At 56.9% G+C, this 13,729-nt stretch carries 13 protein-coding genes and 1 pseudogene; 9 read left to right on the plus strand and 5 right to left on the minus strand.

The features are described 5' to 3' along the window. Positions 1–53: 53 nt before the first annotated feature. On the minus strand, positions 54–1,670 hold the full coding sequence (gene nadB / locus HQL98_05885) for an L-aspartate oxidase (protein ID MBF0271571.1): 1,617 nt from the start codon (positions 1,668–1,670) through the stop codon (positions 54–56). Between the two features lie 187 nt (positions 1,671–1,857). On the opposite strand from nadB, the gene rpoE reads away from it, so the two are divergent. The 7 genes from rpoE (at position 1,858) to HQL98_05920 (ending at position 8,579) form a co-directional block, all read left to right on the plus strand. After that, positions 1,858–2,487, plus strand: a complete 630-nt coding sequence (rpoE, locus tag HQL98_05890; protein MBF0271572.1) for an RNA polymerase sigma factor RpoE — start codon at positions 1,858–1,860, stop codon at positions 2,485–2,487. Further along, entirely contained in the window at positions 2,484–2,861 is a 378-nt protein-coding gene (locus HQL98_05895; GenBank protein ID MBF0271573.1) for a hypothetical protein, read from the plus strand. Before rpoE ends, HQL98_05895 begins: the two co-directional genes overlap by 4 nt. A gap of 25 nt (positions 2,862–2,886) precedes the next feature. Further along, a complete protein-coding gene (locus HQL98_05900; protein ID MBF0271574.1) occupies positions 2,887–3,375 on the plus strand; it encodes a SoxR reducing system RseC family protein in 489 nt (162 codons plus the stop codon). Positions 3,376–3,408: 33 nt separating this feature from the next. Continuing rightward, the gene (locus HQL98_05905; protein ID MBF0271575.1) at positions 3,409–4,884 is read left to right on the plus strand and encodes a DegQ family serine endoprotease; all 1,476 of its coding nucleotides are present in this window, start codon (positions 3,409–3,411) and stop codon (positions 4,882–4,884) included. A 154-nt stretch (positions 4,885–5,038) separates the two neighbouring features. Continuing rightward, positions 5,039–5,245 (plus strand): 30S ribosomal protein S21, encoded by a 207-nt coding sequence (locus HQL98_05910; GenBank protein MBF0271576.1) that lies wholly within the window; start codon positions 5,039–5,041, stop codon positions 5,243–5,245. A gap of 389 nt (positions 5,246–5,634) precedes the next feature. Beyond that, positions 5,635–6,447: a CbbQ/NirQ/NorQ/GpvN family protein gene (locus HQL98_05915; GenBank protein MBF0271577.1), complete on the plus strand. Its 813-nt coding sequence runs from the start codon at positions 5,635–5,637 to the stop codon at positions 6,445–6,447. 8 nt (positions 6,448–6,455) lie between these two features. Continuing rightward, a complete protein-coding gene (locus tag HQL98_05920; GenBank protein ID MBF0271578.1) occupies positions 6,456–8,579 on the plus strand; it encodes a nitric oxide reductase activation protein in 2,124 nt (707 codons plus the stop codon). Between the two features lie 94 nt (positions 8,580–8,673). Here HQL98_05920 and HQL98_05925 read toward each other — a convergent pair whose 3' ends face one another. The 4 genes and pseudogenes from HQL98_05925 to HQL98_05940 form a co-directional block, all read right to left on the minus strand. Further along, positions 8,674–10,494 carry an oligoendopeptidase F gene (locus HQL98_05925; GenBank protein MBF0271579.1) on the minus strand — a complete coding sequence of 607 codons (1,821 nt, stop codon included), beginning with the start codon at positions 10,492–10,494 and terminating at the stop codon, positions 8,674–8,676. A gap of 67 nt (positions 10,495–10,561) precedes the next feature. Beyond that, positions 10,562–10,957: a hemerythrin domain-containing protein gene (locus tag HQL98_05930; GenBank protein MBF0271580.1), complete on the minus strand. Its 396-nt coding sequence runs from the start codon at positions 10,955–10,957 to the stop codon at positions 10,562–10,564. A gap of 167 nt (positions 10,958–11,124) precedes the next feature. Continuing rightward, the gene (locus tag HQL98_05935) at positions 11,125–11,337 is read right to left on the minus strand and encodes a cold-shock protein (GenBank protein MBF0271581.1); all 213 of its coding nucleotides are present in this window, start codon (positions 11,335–11,337) and stop codon (positions 11,125–11,127) included. Further along, positions 11,324–11,864, minus strand: a pseudogene (locus tag HQL98_05940) (GNAT family N-acetyltransferase). Before HQL98_05940 ends, HQL98_05935 begins: the two are co-directional and overlap by 14 nt. 666 nt (positions 11,865–12,530) lie before the next feature. On the opposite strand from HQL98_05940, the gene HQL98_05945 reads away from it, so the two are divergent. Beyond that, entirely contained in the window at positions 12,531–13,154 is a 624-nt protein-coding gene (locus HQL98_05945) for a hypothetical protein (protein ID MBF0271582.1), read from the plus strand. A gap of 91 nt (positions 13,155–13,245) precedes the next feature. After that, positions 13,246–13,599, plus strand: coding sequence for a DUF4189 domain-containing protein (locus tag HQL98_05950; protein MBF0271583.1), 354 nt, complete (start codon positions 13,246–13,248; stop codon positions 13,597–13,599). The last annotated feature ends 130 nt before the right edge of the window (positions 13,600–13,729 follow it).

The following is a 13,729-nucleotide window of genomic DNA, read 5'->3' on the forward strand; positions in this document are numbered from 1 at the left end:
CCCGGACGACCGATGGCCCGGCAGGGCGGCGAGTCTTGGTCCGTGATGCGGATTCAAATATCGGTGATGGGCAGGATGGTATCGTGATTCCAGGCCGCGTCGTCCCGATTGGGATAGTCGGTGGTGAAATGCAGACCCCGGCTTTCCTTGCGGTGAATGGCGGAACGGATGATGAGGGAGGCCACCAGGGCGATATTGCGCAGTTCCAGCAGATCCCGGGAGATGCGGCAGTTCCAGTAGTATTCGTTGATCTCTTCTTGCACCATTTCGATGCGGCGTCGGGCGCTGGCCAGACGACGGTTCGAGCGGACAATGCCCACATAGTTGCCCATGAAACGGCGGATTTCGTCCCAGTTGTGGGAGACGAGCACCGCCTCCTGGCAGGGATGACAATCGAAGCTGTCCCACAACGGAATGTCGGGATGGGCGAAACGGGGGTGTTCCCGCATGGTCTGGAGCATGGAGGTACCGGCGGCTTCCGAAAAGACCAGACATTCCAGCAGACTGTTGGAGGCCAGACGGTTGGCGCCGTGCAGACCGGTATGGCTCACCTCGCCGATGGCGAACAGTCCATCGAGATCGGTACGCCCCTCCAGATCCGTGCTGACCCCGCCACAGGTATAGTGGGCCGCGGGCACCACGGGAATGGGTTCGGCGGTCATGTCGATGCCCAATTCCAGACATTTTTTGTGGATGTTGGGGAAATGCTCCTCGATGAAGGCGCTGCCTTTGGCCGTGATGTCCAGATAGACGCAACGATCCCCGGACCGTTTCATTTCGTAGTCGATGGCGCGGGCCACGATATCCCGGGGGGCCAGATCGGCCTTGGGGTGGTGACGGTGCATGAAGGGTTCGCCGTTTTTCATCACCAGAATGCCGCCTTCGCCGCGCACCGCTTCGGAAATCAGAAAGGATTTGGCCTTGGGGTGGTACAGGCAGGTGGGATGAAATTGGATGAACTCCATGTTGGCCACGCGACAACCGGCCCGATAGGCCATGGCGATACCATCCCCGGTGGCCACATCCGGGTTGGAGGTGTAACGGTAGACCTTTCCGGCTCCGCCGGAGGCCAGAATGGTGAAACGGGCTTGCAGGGTGAGTACCCGTCCGGTGGCGATTTCCAGGGCGTAACAGCCGAAGCAGCGGTTGGGCTGTCCCGGCGCGAAAATGCCCATTTTGCGGGACGTGACCAGATCGATGGCCATGTGATCGGCGAGGATCCGGATGCGCGGATGCTGCAAGGCCCGTTCCAGCAGGATTTCGATCACGGCCCGACCGGTGGCGTCGGCGGTGTGGATCACCCGTCGGGTGGAGTGTCCTCCCTCCTTGGTGAGATGAAATCCGCCTTGGCTTTCCCGCGTGAAGGGGGCGCCCAGATCCAACAGACGGCGGATGGAACGGGGTCCGTGTTCCACCACATGGCGCACCGTGTCTTCGTGACACAGGCCGGCGCCGGCCACCAGGGTATCGGTGATGTGGGAGTCCAGATCGTCGGCGGGATCCAAAACCGCCGCGATGCCCCCCTGGGCGTAATAACTGTTGGATTCACCGGCTTCTGCTTTGGTGAGCACCAACACGTCGCCGTGTCCGGCCAGACGCAAGGCCAGATCCAAACCGGCGACTCCGGCACCGATGATCAGGAAATCGGCGGTGAGAGGACGTGATTGCATGAAAGTGGACATGGGGCACTATTGTGGGAGAGAGTGGCGCGCTGTCAAGAGTCTTTGATGGAGAATTTGCCGGCGGGGCGTTTCGGCATCTTGAATCATGGCGCCGAATTGGTGTTTAATGGTGTGTGACCCCTGAGTGTTGGTAACGACGTGGAGCCCTGTACGCGTGAGCGGTGACGATAACGACCTGAATGGGAGTGATGACGCGGATAGCCTCCTTGTGGCCCATGCCCAAAAAGGGGATAATAAGGCCTTCGAGGTCTTGGTGCGTCGTTACCAGGGCAAGGTGGCCTCCACCATCGCCCGGATCGTCTCCGATCCGGACAAGGTGCTGGACCTGACCCAGGAGACCTTCATCAAGGCCTATCGGGCGTTGGAAAAATTCCGTGGCGAGTCGGCGTTTTACACTTGGCTTTACCGCATCGCCGTCAATACGGGGAAAAATCATCTGCTCTCCAAGAATCGTGGACTGGCCATGTCCGACGAGGAGTTGGAGGACTCGGAACGCATGGCACCGCAATTGCGTAACCATGAAACACCGGAACGGTTGATTTTACGGCAGGAAATGATGACCAATCTGCGTCAGGCCATCGACGCGCTGCCGGAACAAATGCGTCAGGCGATCCAGATGCGCGATGTGGAGGGTCACTCCTACGAAGAGATCGCCAAGGCTTTGCACTGTCCCATCGGTACCGTGCGTTCCCGGATCTACCGCAGTCGGCAGGAGATCATGGATCGCATGCAGGCTTATCTGCAAGACAGGAATCAACACGGGTTTCCCCCCGGTCATCATCATGCTGGAGGGCACGAGCGATGAGTCAGACGAATAACGATTGTAATCCGGAATTGGTCTCGGCCTTTCTGGATAACGAACTGGACCGGATCATTGTCGGTCATGTGGCCAAACATCTCATTCACTGTGATCATTGTTGTCAGGCCATGGGGCGTCTGGCCCAGATCCGTGACCTGATGATGGCTGGCCAACTGCCCTGGTTCGAGGGGGAACGGTTCACACAGTCGGTGATGATGGCCATCAACAACGAAAAAAGTACCTCCCCCCGGGAGCGGTTGCGTGACCGGTTGCTCCGCTTCGGGATTCCGGCCCTGTTCGTGGGCACCATCCTTGCCGAGGTTCTGCCATCCACCTTGGATGCCGCCAATCATGTTGAATACCAGGAAATCCATAGTTGACCCACATCGAGCGGGGCGCCCCAAAATGATACGGGAAGAGGGGATTGTCGTGGCCCTGGAAGGGGACTACGCGGTTGTCAGCGGTCAGAGACAGAAAATGTGTGGCACTTGCCACAACGTCAATACCTGTACCGTACTCTCCGGTGGATTGGGACAGCGCTCCATCAAGGTCCATGCCCTGAATGCCTGTCATGCCCGGGTCGGGGAACGGGTCTTCATCGAAATCTCCGAGCGGAGTTTTCTCAGAGCCTCGTTTCTGGTCTACATTCTGCCCCTGGTGGTGCTGTTCGCCACGGTGTCGTGGGCCCGGTATCTGATGCAGACCATGGCTTGGCAGATCGACATCGAGGCCTTTTCCGCCCTGGTGGGACTGCTTTCCCTGGTTGTCACCTTCCTTTGGCTGCGGCAACGCTCCGGGCGGTATGACCGGGGGCATCGGGAAGGAGGTCCGGTGGTCGTGGAAATCCTTGAGGCGGACATGTGTCACCACTCCCCTCCCAGTTTTCTCTCCTGAAACCAAAAAGGAACTTACAGCATCATGTCGAGGATCAAGCAGCGGGTGATCTCCTGGTGGGTTGTATTGGCGGTGTGTGTGGGCGTCGCGTTTCCGGCTGGTGCGACGACCAATCTTCCCGATCTGGTTCCCCTGGTCAAGAAGCTTCAGCCGGTGGTGGTGAACATCAGTTCCAGTCAGAACATCAAACCCCCCACCACTAAACAAGACAAAGCCATGCCCCATATGCCCAAGGGCGGTGAATCCCAACTGGACGAATTCTTTCGGCGTTTCTTCGAGCAGGGACCGGACCAGCAGCCGATCCCTTCCCGCAGTCTGGGTTCCGGGGTGATCATCGACGAGTCCGGCTATATTCTCACCAATCACCACGTGGTGGACGAGGCGGATGAGATTCAGGTGCGGCTTTCCGACGAACGGGAGTTCACCGCCACCGTGGTGGGACGGGATGCCAAAAGCGATCTGGCCCTGATTCGCATCAAGACCGATGGCAAATTGCCTGTGGCCGATCTGGGCGACTCGGAAAAGGCCGAGGTGGGATCCTGGGTGGTGGCCATCGGCAATCCTTTTGGTCTGGAAGCCTCGGTGACCGTGGGCATCATCTCCGCCCGGGGACGCAGCATCGGTACGGGTCCTTATGACAACTTTCTCCAGACCGACGCAGCCATCAATCCGGGCAATTCGGGTGGACCTTTGTTCAATCTGCAAGGGGAAGTGATCGGCATCAATACCGCGATCTTTTCTCGTTCCGGGGGCAACATGGGGATCGGTTTCGCCATCCCGATCAACATGGCCAAGTCGATTGTTACCCAGTTGCGGGCCTCCGGAAAGGTGACCCGCGGCTGGCTGGGGGTGCGTATCCAGGCGGTCACCAAGGAGTTGGCCGAAGCCCTGGGGATCGGTGCCCAGCGCGGCGCCCTGGTGGCCAGCGTGGAACCGAAAAGTCCCGCGGATCTGGCCGGCGTGGTGGCCGGGGATGTTATCGTCCGTTTCGACGGTCACGAAGTGGGACGCATGAAGGAACTGCCCGCTGTGGTGGCGGAAACGCCGGTCAACAAAAAAGTCACCATGGAGGTGATCCGCAATGGTGCTGCCAAAACCCTGAATGTGGTGGTGGCCACCATGCGTGACGATGACGACGCCAGTCCCGAAGAATCGGGACATGCCGAGTCATCCAAGGAACGCAATCTGATGGGTGTCGCTGTTCAGCCTCTTTCCGCCGATTGGCGCGCCCGCCTCGAACTGCCCGCCGAGGCCAATGGCGTGGTGGTCGCTTCGGTGGAAACCGGTTCTGCGGCAGAGCACGCCGGGGTGCGTCCCGGGGATCTGATCCAGGAAATCAATCGTAAACCGGTGAAAACCGTCAATGATTTCCGTGCCATGGCCGCCAAGTTGGAGCCGGGACAAACGTTGCTGGTCCTGATGCAACGGGGAGGAGAACCGCTCTTCATGGCGATTCAACTGCCGGCCAAAGGACAGACTCCCGCACAACCCGCGCCCAAAAAACCTTGATGCGTGGGAGAATCCATCGCCGCGGTGTGTATAAAAGGTTGAACATTGGGTGAGAATGAGTTATCCTGAGATGATTTTAACGTTCCCTAAAAGGGGAGCGGTGTCAGTAAAGGCCCATTGTCCGGTTTCAAAAACAAAGGAGGAGTGATCTTTCGTGAGGATTGACGTTTACGATAATAATGTGGATCAAGCCATTCGGGTTTTGAAAAAGAAAATGATCCGGGAAGGCATGTTCAGGGAAATGAAGAAACGGAAATTCTTCGAGAAACCTTCCGAGCGCAAGCGTCGGAAAAAAGCCGAAGCGGTCCGTCGGTTGCGGAAGAAGATTCGTCGTTCATCCGTGGCGGGTGGTTCGGCATAGAATCGGTTTTTTCCACTTCGTGTCGTCGAGCCGGGTCTGTGGGGCAACTCTTGTTTCGCCGGACCCGGCTTGCGGTGCTTTTTCCCTCTGTGTTTGTTTTCCCATGACTCCCTTGGGGCTGTTGATTGGGCCTTTTCAAGGTTTCTCCCTTCTCTTGTCGCACCTCGTCCACCCTGACTGACAAGGGCGGTCGCTTCTTTAATTCTCGTCAAGCCAATACCCTACGATTGATTCATGGAACCGAATGACAGGGTTCCTGGTCTGGAATGGATATCCCGACCCGGCAAAGCATTGGGTGTCGATTGGGCGCCGTTGCCGCGGTTTGCACGATTCTTCATTGTATTGCCTGGAAACTTCCCGCGACCCTTTTTGCGAAGGCAGGTGTCAGCATGTCATCCCTTGGAATGCCGGTCGAAAACAACATGATTTCGGATCGCCCCTATTACGAGGCCATGGGGGCCGAGATCGATTTGTTTGTCGCAGCCTATCAGAATCATCTGCCTTTGCTGATCAAAGGCCCTACGGGGTGTGGCAAGACCCGCTTTGTGGAATACATGGCCTGGCGGTTGAAAAGACCCTTGATCACGGTTTCCTGCCACGAGGACATGACCACCAGCGATCTGGTGGGCCGTTATCTGGTGGTGGGAGGGGAGACGGTCTGGCAGGATGGTCCCTTGACCCGGGCGGTACGTCATGGCTGCATCTGTTATCTGGACGAGATCGTCGAGGCCCGCAAGGATACCATTGTGGTGATCCATCCCCTGGCGGACGACCGGCGCATTCTGCCCATCGAAAAACTCGGGATTCTGTTGAGGGCCGCGCCGGAGTTCGGCTTGGTGATTTCGTACAATCCCAGCTATCAGAGTGTGCTCAAGGATCTGAAACAAAGTACCCGACAGCGGTTTGTCGCCATGGAGTTCGACTATCCATCGTTGGAACAAGAGGCGTTGATCATCCGCAACGAAACCGGTCTGGATGGGGAGATGGCCCATCTTCTGGTCCGTTTTGCCCAGTTGACCCGCAACCTGAAAGGCAATGGCCTGGAAGAAGGGGCCAGCACCCGGCTGTTGGTACACGCGGCCAAGTTGATTCTTGCGGGTCGGTCCCCCGCTGATGCCTGTTCAGCCGCCATCATTCGGGTGTTGACCGATGACCCGGATATGAACGGGGCCATGCGTTCTCTCAGCGAATCGATTTTTTAGGCGGCATCATGACTCCGGAACCGTTGGCACTCTCCGTGGAGGATTTGGAAGAGCGGCTGGAAGAGATTCTGGAGGCGGCCCTCTCCTCCCGTCGTACCGTCACCGGACTGGCCCAGGATTGGGCGTCGCGACCCGTCGGGCAGCAACAGACCTTGTTGCACTGGTTGCCGATTCTGGCGCGAATCAATCCGGAACTGGCGTTTCAGTGTGCCCGGCAATTGCCCCCCTTTCTGGATCGGTTGCGTGACGAGTCGTTGAGATCCTGGCTGGGCGCCATCATGACCCGTTACGATCAGGAGGGGCTGCAAAAGTCCCTGGAGCTGCTCAAACAGGGGCCGCAGCGTCATGACCGGGTGGAAGGGACTCTCTTTTTGTCTGATCTGGTGGGGGAGTTGACGGTTTTCGTGACCGGTCTGGGGGGGCGTCGTCTTGCCATCGAGGAGGGCGTCGAGCCGCACACCAACACGGAAACCCTGTTTTTGCCGGTCTCTTTGTGTCTGGGAAACCGGACCGGGGAGAGCCATCGCCTGTATCGCTGTCTGGCGGCCCATTTGTGGGGGTTGGGGCGTTATGGGACTTTTTTCCCGGGACTGATGCAGCGTCTGGAGCTTTATCCGGATCCGGATCAGGCGGCCCGAATTTATCTCGCCTTGGAATCCCATCGGGTGGACGCCATCCTCACCCGGACCTTTCCCGGGTTGGGACGGTTCATGGCCCAGTGGCACGACGACCGGAACCGTTTGCCGGACTCCTGGCGGGCGCCGGTGCGGGCGTTGATGGCGCCGGATGCGCAACGGGATTTGAGTCTGGATCATCTGGCCGGGTTGTATGGGGCCTCGTGTCCCCTGCCCATGCCGTTGCCGTTTCATGGCGCCGCGCTGTATCGACCCGCGCTCCAGGAGATGCAACGCCGCATCGAACAGGAACGCATTCTGTTTCGCAAAACCGTGGGAGAGGCGATTCGGGACAGCAAACCGGTGGATATGCCTGGAGTGGGCGGGCGTGATCTGGATCTGGAGTGTTGTCTGCTGCCGGACGGGAGTACTTTTGAAATGCGCCTGGATGGTCAACCGTTGCGGCTTCCCGAATCCTTGCATCCCGTGATGCGTTCCATCGTTCAGGATCTGGGTTGCATTCCGCCGGAGTATCTGTCGGCGGCGGGTTCCGGGGGGTACGCCCTGATGGAATCGATGAGGCAGGAGGAGGATACGACCGAGGCCACCATACGGAGGGAGGAGGCGGATGGCCGGGTGATCCGCTATTATGATGAATGGGATTGTCACCGCAACGACTATCGCAAGGCGTGGTGCGTGTTGCGGGAACAGCCCATCTCCCCGACGGACGATCCGGTGGTTGCGTCGGCTTTGGAGAAATATCATGGCCTGTGGCAGGGAATCCGTCGCAGTTTCGAGCTGTTGCGGGGCGGGGATCAGTGGTTGCGACGCCAGGAGCGGGGAGACGAAGTGGATATGGATGCCCTGGTCCACTCCCTGGTGGACCGGCGCACCGGCGTGGAAATGGACAGCCGATTGTTTCGTTATCGGCTTCACAAGGAGCGGGATGTGGCCACCTTGATCCTGGTGGATATGAGCGGCTCCACCAAGGGATGGGTCAATGATGCCATCCGGGAGAGTCTGGTGCTGTTGTGCAAGGCGTTGCAGGTGTTGGGGGATCGTTTCGCGGTTTACGGTTTTTCCAGCATGACCCGCAAACATTGTGACAGTTTTGTGATCAAGAGTTTTGACCAACCGTACCATCCGGAGGTGGAACGCAACATCGCCGGCATCTGTCCCAAGGACTATACCCGCATGGGGGTGTTTTTGCGTCACGCCGCCTACCGGCTCAATCAGCAGGAGGCGCGTATTCGTTTGCTGATCACCCTGTCGGACGGCAAGCCGGAGGATTATGACAGCTTCCAGGATGGTTATCGGGGGCACTACGGCATGGAGGATACCCGTCAATCGTTGATCGAGGCCCGTCGCACCGGCATTCATCCGTTTTGCATTACCATCGACACGGAAGCCCGGGAATATCTGCCCCATCTGTATGGTCCGGCCCGCTTTGTGGTCATGGACGATGTGCGGACCCTGCCCCTGAAGATCGCCGATATCTATCGACGACTCACCACCTGACTGACCACCGGATTGGAATCCGGCAACCAAGCGGTCAGCGCGGGTGGTGGTCGCCGATGGCGGGTTGAGATGAACGTCTCGGATGGGGGCGTTTTCAGGCCGAGCGTTGGAGCGATTCGGCCAGGGCTTCGGCTTCTGCCAGCATGGCTCCCAGACTGACGCGAATGCCTTGTTTCCAGAAGTCGGAGCGGGTGGGATCCAGACCGAATGGACTCAGCAGGGCGGTGACATCCCTGGATCCTCCGGCGCGCAGCAGATCCAGGTAATGACTTTCAAACCGCTCACCCAGATTGCCCTGGACCGCGTAGAGACTCTGGGTGAGCAGTTCTCCGCAGGCATAGGCGTAGACGTAGAACGGATTGTGGAAGTGGCTGATGTAGCTCCAGAGATGGTTGGTTTCGGCGTAGGTGAAGGGTTCTCCTTCCGGGCCGTAGAAGCGGATCAGGTTTTCAAGCCATAACCGGGAGAGATCCGGGGCGCTCAGTCGTCCGTTGGTGGCGTGCATCTGTTGTTCAAAGCAGGAGAAGCCGATCTGGCGGACCACGGTGTTGAGAAAATCCTCGATGCGTCCCATCAGCAGCGCCAGCAAGGCCTGTGGATTGCCGTTTTGGCGCAGCCGTTCCCGCAGAAACCGGAAGGTGGTCATTTCCGCGAAGATGGAGGCGGTTTCGGCGTAGGCCATGGGAGCCGAGGCGAGCAACGGACCCTGGGCCGGTCCGGCCAGCAGACCATGGACCGCGTGACCCAGTTCGTGGGCCAGGGTCATCACGTCCCGGCTGCTGCCCTGGTAGTTCATCAGCACATAGGAGGCGGAACATCCACCGGGAAGCACCACCGAATAGTTGAAGGCTCCGCTTTGTTTGGCCGGACGGGCATGGGCGTCGATGGCGCGACCGGTGGCAACTCCCTCGGCCAGACGGGCCAGGGTGGGACTGAAACTGGCAAAGGCCCCCTGGACCATCTCCAGGGCTTCATCGAATGGAATGTGGGTGCGGTCGGCAAAAGGCAACAGGGCGTTGCGGTCGCTCCAGCGCAGTTGAGGCAATCCCATCAGACGGGCCTTGAGACGGTAATACCGTTGTCCCAGCGGAGAGGCCTCCTCTTCGACCGCCTGATGCAAGGCCGTGACCATGGCGTCGGGTAGACGATTGTTGCGGTTGCGAAAATCCATGGCATGGGCGTAACCCCGTTCCCGGTCTTCCACGCCCTTGCCACCGATCACCATGTTGAGCGTTTGGGCCGAAAAACGGGCGAAGGATCCACCCAGTCCGCCATTCAGGGCGGTGAGGATGGCGAAACGTTGGTCGGGATCGGGTTCTTCGGCCAGTCGATGTAGGGTCTCTTCCAGAGTGCGGGGGCCTTCTGCCAGAGAAAAACGCAGGTCCGATTCCACTTCGTCGTAATATGCAGACCAGGAGTCGGAACCGAAGGTGGCCCGTTTGGTCAAGGCGGCTTCCACTTCGGTGCTCAACATGAAGGGGCGTTGCTGGCGGATTTTATCGATCCAGGGCTTCAGACGTGCGCAGCGGGGATCCGCGGCGATCTGGGATGCGCAATCCTCCTCCGACAGGGCGGCCAGTTCGATGGGGAAAAAGGTGGCGTGTTCTCCGCCCAGGCCGTCTGTCAGGATATTGGCCTCGTAGAGCCGACTCTTGACCGCTTCATCCTCCAGATTGGCCGCGTGACGCAAATGAAGATAGATGAAGAGCCGATTCAATCTCTCCTGGATCCGTTCCCACGCCTCCAGTGCCTCCCCAAGCCGGGTCTGCAATCGGCCCTGAAAGGCGGCGGAAAACGCCGGATAATGATCCTTCAACCAAGCCAGATCGGCGTCGAATTGGGGATCGTCGAGTCCGGCATAAAGGGGGGAGAGATCCCACTGGGGGGCTTGAGGGGTATCGGCTGTGTCGGTCATGATGGATCGGAAAGTAGGGAAGGGGTTGTCGGGATGCGGTATTTCTGATCCGGAATGGGTGGATCGGTTATCGTTCCTCAAAATCGAGAAAATCCGTCACGTCTTCCGTGATGGTGTGGGTGAAAAACCATTCAATCACAAACAGAATGATCTCTTCCGCCTGGATCAGATCGTTTTTGACGCTTTCGATTTTGGATTCCAGGGCGTGAATCAGGAAGTCATGCAACACTCTGTGCCGGTCGAGTTTGTGGGGTAAATATCTGAATAGAATGTTCTCTTCGGATGTGAAATGGAAACGGGCATAATATTTGAGTTCGTCGAGCAGGCGGACCTGATAATTTTTTTCTTTGGATGTGGCCAATTCATCGTACAGACGATTCATTAATTCAAGGAAAGATTTGTGTTGCAGATCGACGATCTTGTTGTGAGTCTCGTATCCGTATTTCCACTCGAATCTGGGCATGGGGGATCTTCTGTTCTTAGGGGGGGAGATCAATCGGGACTCATGATTCATATCCCGGCGCAGGGGCTGGGATGACAGGCAATGTAAAAGGGAAGGATCGGGATGGTTGATCGGAAAAAAGGTCGCCGTCACCGGATGACCGGGACGGCGACCTTCATGCCGCAAGCTTACAGGGTTTTGACGTTGTCCGCCTTGTCGCCCTTGTCGCCTCTGCTGACATCGAACTCGACCCGTTGGCCTTCGGCCAAGCTCTTGAAGCCACTCATGGAGATGGCGCTGTGATGAACGAACACATCACCACGGCCATTGTCCCGTTCGATAAAACCGAAACCTTTGCTGTCATTGAACCATTTGACTTTTCCTGTTTCACGACTTGCCATTTTCAACTGCTCCTGAAAGTGAGGTGGGGGTTGGTGGTACGGTAAAAAAGGTGGACAATTGCAATTCCAAGAATTCAACCCCTGTGAGGGGATTATAAACGTAAGGGGGAATGGGGCGAAAGCCTAAAGAGTGATAAAGTTTGCGGGCCGCGGTCATGGTGGGCAGGGTATCGAGGCGGATGCGCCGGTAACCTTTATGAAACGCTTGATTCAGTATCTGCACCATCAACATCTTCCCCAAACCCAGTCTTTGATACGGCTGTCGCACAAAAAGCCGTTTGATTTCAGCGATGTCTTGTTCCAGGGGACGCAAGGCGACGCAACCTGCCCAGATCTGCGACGAGCGGGCCAACAGCCATCCACCCCGTGGTGGTTCATAAACACCGGGCAGCTTGCGCAACTCTTTTCGAGAATCCCTGAAAGCCCAAATCCACTCCCAGCGAGTCCGCATACTCTTGAAACAGATCCCGTGCCGCGTGAATTTCCTTCGGGCTTGTCGCGTCGATGCAGGTAAAGGTTACGCTCATGCACCAATCGTAACCTTGTTGTCATTCGTAAGCGGGTCCTGAATTGACATCGTGGTGCGGTTTCTCGCCGGGCAAGCTGAAAAGATTGACTTTCATAGAGATCAAATCTGGTCTAAAAAACACAAAAGCCGCCCAGAAAGGCGGCCTTGGCAACAAGAAAACCTTATATCACCTGGGTGGTGAACCGATGTGAATCTTTCCGAACTGGATTCTTTCCAGAAACCGTTTGGCCATTGGGGAGAAAGCATATTCCAACTCCTGCACGCAAGTCAAGTGAAATCATTAATCAATGTTTTCTTCAATGATTTCAACGGAATTGTTGAACATGTCACCCGGGAACCGACGGGGCGGGGGCGTCGGCGTGTCTCAAACCGGATTTTTTGCGCTGATTTTTTGGTCTGGGGTTGAATCCCGGGTTTCAATCGGTTCGTCTTGGATCTGGGAGGGTGCCGGGAACAAGTCGGCATGCCTTTCTCCATCTTTGCCGTAAATGGGTGAAAGGGGTGGTGCGGGCGGTTTTTGAAGACGTTTTTCCATTGTGTTCCAATGGGTTGACCGGAACGGTTTTTTGATTGCCCTGTGACGGATTGTGTGGTTTAATTTATCCTGAAATGGGTGGGTGCCCCGTTGATATCGATAATAAAATGGAACAAGGATAGTCGATCCATGACCATCGTGAGAAATCGCCCCCGATTGTTGGCGGTACGCGCTGTGTTGGTTTGGCCAACAGTCGCCTTGCTCTGTTGCATGGGGGAGGCCCGTGGGGTGGAGGTTGCCCCGCGCATGACCGACCGGGAGATCATTCAGGAGCTCGCCACGATTCGGGCGGGTCAGGGTGCTTTGAACCAGCGCTTTGAGGATATGAATAAACGTTTGGATGACACAAACAAGCGTTTTGATGATGTCAATAGACGTTTTGATGATATGAATAAGCGTTTTGACGATGTGAACAAGAAGTTTGATGATGTGAACAAGAAGTTTGATGATGTGAACAAGAAGTTTGACGATGTCAATAAACGTCTTGAAGGTCTGACCCAGTTGATTCTGACATTGTTCGGATCGCTGTTGGGGATTATCCTCTCTTTTGTCGGTTTCATCTTCTGGGACCGGCGTACCATGATGAGACCCCTGGAAGAGCGCATGGCCCTGAACGCCCGGGAACTCCAAAGCAACCAGGAACGCCTACAGGAAAAATCCAATCTGTTGGATCAACTGTTGGGGGCCTTGCGGGAGTTGGCCAGGGATGATCCGAAACTGTCCGCGGTTTTGCGTCATTTCGCGCTTTTGTAGGGTTGACTGGAGAATGTCTTGGTCATAACGTGATGATTCTTTAGGTGTCCGGTTCTGGGAACAACAACAAACTTTTCTGGAAGATTGGATCATGAAAAAATTGGCATGGATGGTTCTCGCGATGGGGTTGGCATTACCTGGCAGCGCTTTTTCTTACGGTGCGATTGCCATTGATGATCAAATGGGTGACGTTGATCCGGCCTATGGATTCGCGATCGGCAGAGATTCCAAGCATGAGGCCAAGCGGGTGGCCATGAAATACTGCAAAGAGTATGGTGGCACCAATTGCAGAACCATCGTGTGGTTTGAAACCTGTGGTGCGGTGGCGGTTTCAAGGAAATATTACGGCTATGGATATGGCAGAACCAAGGGCAAGGCCATCGACGATGCCCTGGAGATGTGTCAGCACAAGCGTTGCCGGGTTGTCGCGGCGGAGTGTGAATAATCGTCGCCGGTCAGGGGACCGGCCGGCTTGGCTGCGCTTTCGTTTCAGATTGCTTGGGTTGCAGGTCATCATCCGACAAAGTCGCGCCGTTTGATCCCCAAGGTTGGAAATCGGGCTGCTTGCCTGTGGG

The organism is Magnetococcales bacterium (genome assembly GCA_015231755.1).
In the GTDB taxonomy this organism is placed as follows: domain Bacteria; phylum Pseudomonadota; class Magnetococcia; order Magnetococcales; family Magnetaquicoccaceae; genus Magnetaquiglobus.